The organism is Streptomyces sp. NPDC048565, from assembly GCF_040650935.1.
Taxonomy (GTDB): Bacteria; Actinomycetota; Actinomycetes; order Streptomycetales; family Streptomycetaceae; genus Streptomyces.
On sequence record NZ_JBEZIH010000037.1, the window covers coordinates 36,826 to 47,752 of the forward strand.

Below are 10,927 nucleotides of genomic sequence, written 5' to 3' on the forward strand. Positions count from 1 at the left end.
CTCTGGAGAAGAGATGTCTGTCCCGCTGCACGAACTGATCGCCCAGCAGACCGTCCGTACCCCACACGCCATCGCGGTCGACGACGCACAAGGGTCGATGACGTACGCGCAGCTGGACCGCCGCGCGAACGGCATCGCCCGGCTCCTGCGCGGGCGCGGCGTCCTCCCCGAGGCGCGGGTGGCCGTCTGCCTGCCCCGCGGGCGTGAGCTCGTCGCGGCGCTCCTGGGCGTCTGGAAGGCCGGCGCGGCCTACGTGCCGCTGGACGCGGGCCACCCGGCCGAGCGGATCGCCTGGATGGTCGAGGACAGCGGTGTGCGGACCGTGCTGACCGTCGGCGCTTCGGCCGAGGCGCTGGACGGTGTCGTACCCGACGGTGTCGTGCTGCTGGACGCCGCAGGCGGCGAGGCCGACGCCGACCCCGACCCCGTCGTGACGAGCCCGCAGCACGCCGCGTACATCACCTACACCTCGGGCTCGACGGGCCGCCCCAAGGGTGTGCTCGTCGAGCACGGCGGCATCGCCAACCGGGTGGCCTGGTCCGTCGCCCGCCAGGAACTCACTCCGGACGACCGGGTGTTGCAGAAGACCGTTCTCACCTTCGACGCGGCGGCCCTGGAGCTCTTCGCGCCCCTGGTCGCGGGCGGCACCGTCGTGATGGCACCCGAGGGCGCCGAATCGAACCCCGCGCTCCTCGTACGGACGGTCGCCGACCGGCGGATCACCGTCCTTCAGGGTGTGCCCTCCGTGCTGCGGCTGCTGGCCGAGGAGCCCGCCTGGTCCGAGTGCACCGGGCTGCGGCTCGTCCTGTCCGCGGGCGAGGCGCTCGACGCCGAGCTGTGCCGCAGGCTCGGCGAGCCCACCGGCGCCAAGGTGTGGAACACCTACGGCCCCACCGAGTGCTCCATCGACGTCACGGGCCAGGAGTTCGACCCCGAGCTGCACACCGAGGCGGTGCCGATCGGCCGGCCGATCGACAACATGCGGGTGTACGTGCTCGACGACGAGCTGGACCCGGTGCCGATCGGCGTCGTCGGCGAGCTGTACGCCGGAGGCATCGGCGTGGCACGCGGCTACGTCGGCAACGCCGCGCAGACCGCGGAGCGGTTCGTCCCCGACCCGCACGGTCCGGCCGGCAGCCGCATCTACCGCACCGGCGACCTCGCCCGCTGGCGTTCCGACGGCGCACTCGCCTATCTCGGCCGCGTGGACCACCAGGTCAAGGTGAACGGCGTCCGGATCGAGCCCGCCGAGGTGGAGGCCGCGCTCAACGCGCACCCCGACGTCCGGGGTGCCGCGGTCGGTGCGTACACCGTCGCGGGCGGGAAGCGGCTCGTCGCCCACCTGGTGGCCGCCCGCCGCATACCCCGGGACGAGCTGCGCAGCTTCCTGCGCAAGCGGCTCCCCGAGCCGATGGTCCCCGCCCTCTTCGTGCCGGTGGACTCCTTCCCACTGACCAGCAACGGCAAGATCGACCGCAAGGCCCTGCCCGACCCCGAGCAGCCGGACACGCGGACCGCGGGGGAGGGCCCCCGGTACACCGCGCCCCGCACCGTCGCCGAGCGCCTCGTGGCCGAGGTGTGGGAGCAGCTGCTCCAGGTCGAACGGGTCGGTGTGCACGACGACTTCTTCGCACTCGGCGGCTCCTCCCTCGTGCTGACCCGGCTGGCCGACGCCCTGGGCAGGGCCTCCGGCGACAGCATCCAGCTGCGCGGTCTCTTCTCGGCCTCCACGGTCGAGGCCCAGGCCAAGCTCCTGGAGGAGGCACGGCCCGCCGTACCCGAGGTGGTGCCGGTGGGACGCGACACCCCGCTGCCGCTCTCCTTCGGACAGCACCGGCTGTGGTTCCTGGACCGCATGCACCCCGGCAGCGCGGAGTGGGTGGCGCCGATGTTCCTGCGCCTTCCGTCCGGCACCGGCGCCGACACCGTGCAGTCCGCACTGGACACGCTGGAGACCCGCCACGAGTCCCTGCGCACCCGCTACGTCCTGGAGGGCGAGGAGCCCCGCCAGGTGGTGGCCGAGCCGCAGCCGGTCGAGCTGCGCGTGGTGGACGCGAGCGAGGCGGAGCTCGAAGGGCTCTTCGGTGAGCAGTTCGCCCGCGGCTTCGACCTGAGCGACGGGCCGCTGTGGCGCGCCCTGCTGGTACGGGTCCCCGTCGGCGGCCCCGTGCTCCTGGTCACGACCCACCACATCGCCGGCGACGGCTGGTCGACGGTCCTGCTGGACCGCGAGATCCGCGAGCTGTGCGCAGCCGCGGCCGAGGGCCGCACGGCGGAACTCGCCGACCCCGCGGTGCAGTACGCGGACTACGCGGCCTGGCAGGCCACCCGGTCCGACGACGCGATCCTCGACCGCGAACTCGACTATTGGAAGAACGCGCTGCGCGGCATGCCGGAGCTCCAGCTCCACACGGACCGCGTACGCCCCGCCAGGCGCGACGGCCGGGGCGAGGGCGTGCGCTTCTCGGTGCCGGCCGGTCTCGCCGACGCGCTCAGCGGCATCGGACGGAAGCACGGAGCGACCCAGTATGCGACCCTGCTGGCCGTCTTCGCCGCGCTGCTCTCGCGGCACAGCGGCCAGGACGACTTCGGCATCGGGAGCCCGGTCACCGGGCGTCTGAGGCCGGAGACGGAGGGCACGGTCGGCTTCTTCCTCAACTCGCTGGTCATGCGCTGCGACCTCACCGGCGACCCCAGCTTCGGTGAGCTGCTGGGACGCACCAAGGACACGGCCATGGCCGGCTTCGCGCACCAGGAGCTGCCGTTCGAGCGGCTGGTGGACGAACTGCAGCCGGTCCGCGACCTGTCCCGTACCCCGCTGTACCAGGTGGCGTTCGACCTGCAGGACGAGGGAGCAACTTCGGTGGCCGCCGACGGCGTGCTGATGGACGCCTTCCAGGGCGCCTGGCGGGTGGCCAAGACCGACCTGACGATGTTCGTGTGGCGCCAGGCCGACGGCTCGCTGAACGGTGCGCTGGAGTACGCGACCTCGCTGTTCGACCGGACCACGGTGGAGCGGCTGGCCGACCACTTCGTACGGCTGGTGGAGGGCGTCGTCGCGGCGCCGGAGTCATCGCTGTCGGCCATCGACATCACCTCGGTCCACGAGCACCGGCTCCTGCGGGTCTGGAACGACTCGGCGGTGGCGGTGCCGGAGATCGCGGTGCCGGAGCTGGTGGCGCGTCGGGCCGCGGAGTCGCCGAGCGCGGTGGCTGTGGAGGCCGGCGGGCGGTCCCTGACCTTCGAGGAACTGGACGTTCGGGCGAACCGGTTGGCGCATCTGCTGCGTGCGGCGGGTGTGGGTCCTGAGTCGACGGTTGCGGTGCTGTTGGATCGTTCGGTCGATCTGGTGGTGTCGTTGCTGGCGGTGTGGCGTGCGGGTGGTGGGTTCGTTCCGATGGACCCGGTGCTGCCGGCCGGGCGTATCGCGGGGATGGTCGAGGACGCGCGGGTGACGGTCGCGTTGACGTCGAGCGAGTACGTGGACCGGTTCCCGGGTGTGGAGACGGTGCTGGCCGAGGACGATCTGTCCTCGTTGCCGGACTGGACCCCGGAGTTGGTGCTGGATCTGGATTCGGTGGCGTACACGGTGTTCACGTCGGGGTCGACGGGGCGGCCGAAGGGTGTGCAGGTTTCGCATCGGAGTCTGGTCAATCATGTGGACTGGGCGGTGCGGGAGTTGGTGTCGTCGGGTTCGGGTGGTGCGCCGGTGTTCTCGTCGGTGGCTTTCGACCTGGTGGTGCCGAATGTGTGGGCGCCGTTGGCCGCGGGGCAGCGTGCGTGGCTGTGGGACGGTGAGCTGACGGAGCTGGGTGAAAGCCTGGTGGCGGCGGGCCCGTTCTCGTTCATGAAGCTGACGCCCGGGCACTTGGAGGTGTTGTCGGGTCAGCTGTCCGACGACCAGATCAGCGAGCTTGCCTCGCGTGTGGTGGTGGCCGGTGAGGCCCTGCCCGGTGGTCTCGTCGAACGCTGGCGCGTCCTCCTGGGCGAGGGTCGGGTGCTCAATGAGTACGGGCCGACCGAGGCGACTGTCGGTACGTGTGTGTTCCCGCTGGTCGAGGCGTTCGAGGGTGTCGTGCCCATCGGGCGGCCCCTGCCGAACATGGTCATGCGGGTGCTGGACGCGGGTCTCCAGCCGGTTCCGGTAGGCGCGGTCGGCGAACTGTTCGTCGGCGGTACCGGTGTGGCACGCGGTTACGCCTACCGTCCGGGTGCGACGGCTGAGCGTTTCGTGCCCGACCCGTACGGGCCGGCCGGCGCACGCCTGTATCGCACAGGCGACCTGGTGCGGTGGCGTGGTGATGGTGCGGTCGAGTTCCTGGGCCGTATCGATGATCAGGTCAAGGTGCGTGGTTACCGCATCGAGCTCGGCGAGATCCGTGCCGCGCTGATCGCTCATCCGCAGGTCACCGACGCGACCGTCGTGGTGTCGGAGGACCAGCGGCTGATCGCCTACGTCGTCGGTACGGGCACCGAGGAGCTGGCCGATGAGCTCGGGGCGTCGCTGCCCGAGTACATGGTCCCGTCCGTCTTCGTCGCACTCGACGCTCTCCCGCTGACGGCCAACGGCAAGATCGACCGGCGTGCTCTCCCCGACCCCGAGGCCACGGCTGCGGACGCGTTCATCGCGCCCCGCACGCCCACCGAGGAACGCATCGCGTCCATCTGGCGCGATCTGCTGGGCAAGGAAGCGAGCGCCCAGGACAGCTTCTTCGACCTGGGAGGCCACTCGATCCTGGCCGTCCGGCTGGTCTCGCGCCTGCAGAACGAGTTCGACCTGGACCTGCCGATGCGCGTCGCCTTCGAGAGTCCGACGATCGCGCAGCTCGCGGTCGAGATCGAGGACCGGATCAGGGCCGAGATCGACGCCGTACTCACCGAGTCCCTCTGATCCCGTCGAGACGAAAGGCCTGCCCATGCGACATCTCATCTCCATCAGCGACCTGACCGACGACGACCTGCGGGGCCTCGTCGAGCGAGGGGCGGAATTCGCCGCCGGGGCGCGGGCGACCTCACTGGAGGACGCGATCGTCGGTATCTACTTCCGGCGGACCTCCACCCGTACGCGTACCGCCTTCACCAGCGGCGCGCTGCGGCTGGGCGCGAGGACCGTGACGTACGGTCCCGACGATCTGCAACTGAACACGGGGGAGACCACCGAGGACACCGGCCGGGTGCTCTCCGGGATGCTGGACCTGCTGGTGGCCCGTACGGCGGACGCCACCGAGGAGCTGCGGACCTGGGCGGCCGGCGGGCAGATGTCCGTCGTCAACGCGATGAGTGCGGAGGAGCACCCCACCCAGGGGCTCACGGATCTCACCACGCTCCACCACCACTTCGGCCGCGTCGACGGCCTGCGGGTCATGTACGTCGGCGAGGGCAACAACAGCGCCGCTGCCCTGGCCCTCGCCCTGACCCGGTTTCCCGGGACCGAGCTCGAGCTGCGGACACCGCCCGGTTACGGGCTGGCGCCGGAGATCCTCGCCGCCGCCACCGAACAGGCGGCGCGCAGCGGATCGAAGGTGTCCGAGCAGCACGACATGGCTGCCAGGCCCTCGGGGCTCGACGCCGTCTACACCACACGCTGGCAGACCACCGGAACCAGTAAGCCGACCGCCGACTGGCGGGAGGTCTTCGCGCCGTTCCAGGTCACAGGCGAGCTGTGGGAGCAGAGCCCGGACGCGGTCTTCCTGCACGATCTTCCCGCCCACCGCGGCCAGGAGGTCACCGCCGAGGTGCTGGACGGGCCGGCGAGCATCGCCTTCACCCAGGCCACGCACAAGCTGCACAGCGCGATGGCTGTCCTGGAATGGTGCTGGGCCGAACGTCCATGAGCGACGAGGGGGAATACCGAGTCGTAGGGAAGAAGAGAAGCAAGCACGCGCTGCCGACGCTGCGCAGCTACCGGGATTTCCGGTTGCTGTGGACGGGCTCCGCCATGTCGGTCATGGCGGAGCGGTGCTCGGGCATGGCGTTCACCCTGCTCGTGCTGTGGCACACCCGCTCGGAGAGCGCTGCCGGGCTTGTCGGCTTCGCGGGGCTGCTGCCCGCGCTGCTGGTCCAGTTGCCTGCCGGGGTGATGGTGGACCGGCTGAACCGGCGCCGGGTGATGATGACGTGCGTCATCGTGCGCATGATCGCGGTCGCGACGGTGGCCGCGACGCTCCTCGGGGACACCGTCTGGGTCTGGCACATCGCGATCGTGGCGTTCATCCAGAGCAGCATGACGGTCTTCTACCAGCTGTCCGAGCGGGCCATGGTCCGCGGTGTGGTGCCGCCCAAGCAGCTGGGGGCGGCGATGGCGACGAACGAGGCCCGCTCGCGTGGGGTCAACTTCGTCGGACACCCGGTGAGCGGCGCCATGTTCGGGCTGTCGGCGTGGATGCCGTTCATGTCGAGCGTCGGTCTGTATCTGCTCTCCCTGATCACGCTCGTGCGGCTGCGGGGGGAGAAGGAGCCGCCCGCCAGGCCGGGCAACAAGCGCCGCAAGATGCGGGCGGACATCGGCGCCGGGCTGCGGTGGGTATGGGATCGCGCCTATTTCCGGACGGCACTGCTGATCATCGCGGGGAGCAATCTGGTCTTCCAGGGGCTCATCCTCACCGTGGCCGTGGTGGTCAGGGAGGACGGCGGCGCCGCCGGAAACGTCGGTCTGATCATGGCATCAGGCGGGGCGGGAGGGCTGTTCGGGGCGTTGGTCGGCGGCTGGCTCAACAAGCGGCTCGCGATGCGCCAGATCATGATCATCGCGCATGTGGTCTGGGCGCTGGTCATGCCCGCAGCGGTATTTTTCAGACAACCTGTAGCACTAGGTGTTCTCTTCTTCATAACGTCTCATATAGGAGCCGCTGTTACTGTCTCCGGCATGTCCTACCAGGTGCGCATCACCCCCAACAACATGCAGGGGCGTGTCGGCAGTGTCGTCATGCTCATTGTGTCGGGGGCGAGTTCACTCGGAGCGCTGGGTACCGGGTACCTGCTGGAAGCGGTCGGCAGCCGGCACACGCTGATGGTCGTGTCGGGCGTGATGGTGCTGCTCGCTCTGATCGCCGCCGTGGTCTTCACCAGACGGGGGGCGGCACTCGAGGACAGACAGGACAGCGCACCGCCCCCACAGCCCGAGCCGGTTGTCATCGCGGACGGGTCGACGGCCGATCCCTTCACCACCCTGGAATTGCGGAGAATCGATGGATGACGCAGTGCGGCTCGAGTCGCTGACCAAGACGTACGGATCCGGTGACAGCGCGGTGACAGCGCTGCGCGAGATCGGTCTGTCCTTTCCCCGCGGTAGCTTCACCGCGATCATGGGCCCTTCGGGCTCCGGTAAGTCGACTCTTCTGCAGTGTGCCGCCGGACTCGACAGACCTACTTCGGGCCGGGTGTTCATCGACGGCACGGACATCGTCGGGCTGAACGAGACGCAGCTCACCGAACTCCGCCGCGACACCACGGGGTTCATCTTCCAGGCCTTCAACCTGCTGCCGTCCCTCACCGCCGAGCAGAACGTCGCGCTGCCGATGCGGCTGGCCGGGCGCAAGCCCAAGCGCCGGCTCGTGCAGCAGGCACTCGCCCAGGTGGGTCTCGAGAACAAGGCGGGCAGCAGGCCGAGTCAGCTATCCGGCGGTCAGCAGCAGCGTGTGGCCATCGCCCGCGCGCTGGTGGCCAGGCCGGCCGTGCTCTTCGCCGACGAACCCACCGGTGCGCTCGACCTCACCACGGGCCGCGAACTGCTTGACACGTTACGTCAGTTGGCCGGTGCGCCCCTGCAGAATCCCGGTGTCGTGCCCGCGCCGGGCCACGGGGAGCGGGTGACCACGACGATCGTGATGGTCACGCACGACCCGAACGTGGCGGCGTACGCGGACACGGTGCTCTTCCTCGCCGACGGCAGCCTGGTCGGCGAGCTGCGTTCGCCCACCGCCGAGGCGGTAGCCGCTCGGATGACGGACCTGGCGGTGTCCCGGTGATCAGGGTTGCTTTCCAGACCCTGCGGGCACGGTGGGTGTCGTTCCTCGGCACCATCGTGGCGCTGGTGCTCGGGGTCGCGCAGGTCGCGGCCATGGGCGTACTCCTCATGACCATGCTCGACCTGCCGGACCGGCCGGTGGAACGGTTCGCCGACGCGCCCGCCGTGGTGCAGGCGTCCGACCCGGAGTGGAACCCCGCCCATCACGACCTCGGCGTCCGCTCGCTCGCTGATGCCCACGGAATCTCGGCCGAGCTGAGCGAGAAGGTCGCCGCCACCGGCGACACCGTGGTCGACCGTGCCTTCTACGCCCAGCTGGAGGGCGGCCCCGAGGATCAGGTGGGCCACCCCTGGCCGGTGGCACGCTTCGGCGGCTACAAGCTCGTCGACGGCAAGGAGCCGTCCGACGCCAAGGACGTCGTGGTCGCGTCCGACCAGGCGCACACCGGCGACAAGGTGACGGTCCTGACCGCCTCCGGAGTCGAGCAGTACACGGTCAGCGGCACCGTCGACCCGGTCGGCTGGGAGGACGCTGTCTTCTTCACCGACAAGGAGGCCGCGCGGCTCTCCCCTCGCATCGAGTCCCTGGTGGCGCTCGGCCCGGTGGCCGATGTGCGGGCCGCCGTCGGTGACAGCGCCTCGGTGCTCACCGGCCAGGACCGACACAAGGTGGACGCCAGCGAGGCCAGTGACCGCGAGACCCTGGACAACACCGTCACGCTGGTCCCGGTGATGGCCGGTGTGGCGGGCGTGACCGCGATCTTCGTGGTGGCCTCCACCTTCGCCTTCGCTGTGGTCCAGCGGCGCCGGGAGGTCGCCCTGCTGCGTACCGTCGGCGCCACCCCCAAGCAGGTGCGCAAGATGGTCCGCAACGAGGCGCTGCTCGTGGGCACCCTGGCCTCCGCCGTGGGTGCCGTCCTCGGGCTGTTCGGCGCGCAGCTGCTCGCCGACATGCTCAAGTCGATGGACGTCTCGCCCGAGTGGTTCACGGTGGAACCCTCACTGCACTGGACCGTACTCGCGCCCCTGGCCGCCGCCTTCCTGGTCGGTCTCCTGGTGGCGGTCGGCGGTGCGGCGAGCGCGGCGCGCAGGGCCGGCGGTATCCGTCCGGTCGAGGCGCTGCGTGAGGCGTCGGTCGACGACACGGAGGTGACGCCCAGCCGGGCGCTGCTCGGTGTCATCGCCCTGGTCGGCGGTGTCGGGTGGACGGCGTGGATCGCCATCGGCTCACCGACGAGCGTGCTCTCGCCCACGGTCTACGTCATCTCGCTGACGGTGCCGGTCCTGGCCGCCGCGGTGCTCGCACCGCTGGTCGTCGGACCGCTCACCAAGCTGCTGATGCTGCCCTTCCGGGGAGCTTCGGGCCCCACCGCGATGCTGGTGCGCGAGAGCGCGCTGACCTCACGGCGGCGTACCGCCGCGACCGCGGCGCCCGTCCTGCTCACCGTCGGGCTCACCTTCTCGCTTCTCGCCGCCACCGACTCGCTCGGCGCCGCTCGCGACAACGGGCTTCAGAACCAGGTCAGTTCGCAGTACGCGCTGGCGCCCGACGGCACCCCCGGCATCAGCCCGAAGGTGATCGACCGCGTCGCGGAGATCGACGGCGTACACATCGCCGCGCCCATCCTCACCACCGTCTACACCAAGGACGAGAACCGGTACGACGAGGACGACGGGCTCATCGTCGACCCCGTCGCGCTGAAGAAGACGACGGACCTGAAGATCATCGACGGGTCCCTGGACGATCTCGACGACTCCAGCACGGTCGTGGCCGATCTGTGGCACAAGGACGTCGGCGAGAAGCTCGACGTGGAGATGGCCGACGGAGAGCACGTCCAGCTGCGCGTCGCGGCGACCTACAAGGCGCTGCGGGGCGAGGACGTGGCCTACCTGACGCCAAAGTTCGCCAAGTCCGCCGGTTACGCCCGGGACGGCCTCGCCCGGCGTGCCTACATCACCCTGGACTCCGGCGCCGATCACGCGGCGGTGACCGCGCAGATCCGCGAGGCGGTGGCCGGCGGCGGAGCCGAGTTCATGACGAGGGACCAGCTGGTCGCCTCCGAGAGCGCGTACGCACGTCATCTCACGGAGGTGCGGCAGCGCTCCACCGCGGTGATCATCATGATCTTCTGCTTCATCGCGATCCTCAACACGCTCCTCATGGCGACGGCCGACCGGCGCCGCGACCTGGCGGTGCTGAGGATGGCGGGTGCCACCCCGAGGCAGGTCGTCCGGTTCTTCCTCGCCGAGGCCCTGCTGGTCTCCGCCATCGGTGTGGTGCTGGCCCTGGTCGCCACAGCGGTCAACCTCGGCGGTCTGTGGAGCGCGCTGCTCCAGCTGTTCGGCTCGACACCGATCGTCGTGCCGTACGTGATCGTGATCGCTGTCGCCGTCGTGTCCACCCTGCTCGCGGTGATCGGCACGGTGCTGCCCGTCGGCGCCGCACTGCGCGCACGGACCGTCCAGTTCCTCGGCTCACGCGAGTAACCCCTTCAAGGACGCCCCACCCGTACCACCCCGAGACCACGCGGTCCGGTCCCGCCTCCCCCGACGGGACCGGGCCGCGTGCTGCGTTGTGGCCGTGTGTGTACGGATGTGTCGAGTAGAGGGCCGATATAGGCGCGCGTCCGAAGCTGGGTGGGAATCCGACCACCGAAGGGAAACCGACATGGCTGACGAGCAGACCGACAACCGCGTCTACCGAGTCGTCCTGAACGACGAGGAGCAGTACTCGATCTGGGACGCGGACCGTGAGCTGCCGGCCGGCTGGCACGCCGAGGGCACCGAGGGTGTCCGGCAGGTCTGCCTCGACCGGATCGAAGAGGTCTGGACGGACATGCGCCCCGCGAGCCTGCGCCGCCGCATGGAGACGTCCGGCGTCTGAGCGGGAACCGCCGGAAGAAGCACCACGCACCACACCCAGTGAGACGTACGGAACGAAGGTCGGGAGGGGCGCTCAGC

At 70.2% G+C, this 10,927-nt stretch carries 6 protein-coding genes; all 6 read left to right on the plus strand.

Annotated elements, in window-relative coordinates; all coding sequences use genetic code 11:
• Nucleotides 1-13 precede the first annotated feature (13 nt).
• The 6 genes from AB0C75_RS32935 (at nucleotide 14) to AB0C75_RS32960 (ending at nucleotide 10,850) form a co-directional block, all read left to right on the plus strand.
• Nucleotides 14-4,891 carry an amino acid adenylation domain-containing protein gene (locus AB0C75_RS32935; protein WP_362895724.1) on the plus strand — a complete coding sequence of 1,626 codons (4,878 nt, stop codon included), beginning with the start codon at nucleotides 14-16 and terminating at the stop codon, nucleotides 4,889-4,891.
• 25 nt (nucleotides 4,892-4,916) lie between these two features.
• Nucleotides 4,917-5,834 carry an ornithine carbamoyltransferase gene (locus AB0C75_RS32940; protein WP_362895726.1) on the plus strand — a complete coding sequence of 306 codons (918 nt, stop codon included), beginning with the start codon at nucleotides 4,917-4,919 and terminating at the stop codon, nucleotides 5,832-5,834.
• The gene (locus tag AB0C75_RS32945; RefSeq protein WP_362895728.1) at nucleotides 5,831-7,195 is read left to right on the plus strand and encodes an MFS transporter; all 1,365 of its coding nucleotides are present in this window, start codon (nucleotides 5,831-5,833) and stop codon (nucleotides 7,193-7,195) included. Before AB0C75_RS32940 ends, AB0C75_RS32945 begins: the two co-directional genes overlap by 4 nt.
• Nucleotides 7,188-7,967, plus strand: a complete 780-nt coding sequence (locus AB0C75_RS32950; protein ID WP_362895730.1) for an ABC transporter ATP-binding protein — start codon at nucleotides 7,188-7,190, stop codon at nucleotides 7,965-7,967. Before AB0C75_RS32945 ends, AB0C75_RS32950 begins: the two co-directional genes overlap by 8 nt.
• Nucleotides 7,964-10,453 (plus strand): ABC transporter permease, encoded by a 2,490-nt coding sequence (locus AB0C75_RS32955; RefSeq protein WP_362895732.1) that lies wholly within the window; start codon nucleotides 7,964-7,966, stop codon nucleotides 10,451-10,453. The genes AB0C75_RS32950 and AB0C75_RS32955 overlap by 4 nt, the downstream gene beginning before the upstream one ends.
• Before the next feature lie 181 nt (nucleotides 10,454-10,634).
• Nucleotides 10,635-10,850, plus strand: a complete 216-nt coding sequence (locus AB0C75_RS32960; RefSeq protein ID WP_362895734.1) for an MbtH family NRPS accessory protein — start codon at nucleotides 10,635-10,637, stop codon at nucleotides 10,848-10,850.
• The last annotated feature ends 77 nt before the right edge of the window (nucleotides 10,851-10,927 follow it).

Coding starts and splice junctions, on each gene's coding strand:
- AB0C75_RS32935 (WP_362895724.1), top strand. CDS start 14: ATGTCTGTCCCGCTGCACGAACTGATCGCCCAGCAGACCGTCCGTACC.
- AB0C75_RS32940 (WP_362895726.1), top strand. CDS start 4,917: ATGCGACATCTCATCTCCATCAGCGACCTGACCGACGACGACCTGCGG.
- AB0C75_RS32950 (WP_362895730.1), top strand. CDS start 7,188: ATGGATGACGCAGTGCGGCTCGAGTCGCTGACCAAGACGTACGGATCC.
- AB0C75_RS32945 (WP_362895728.1), top strand. CDS start 5,831: ATGAGCGACGAGGGGGAATACCGAGTCGTAGGGAAGAAGAGAAGCAAG.
- AB0C75_RS32960 (WP_362895734.1), top strand. CDS start 10,635: ATGGCTGACGAGCAGACCGACAACCGCGTCTACCGAGTCGTCCTGAAC.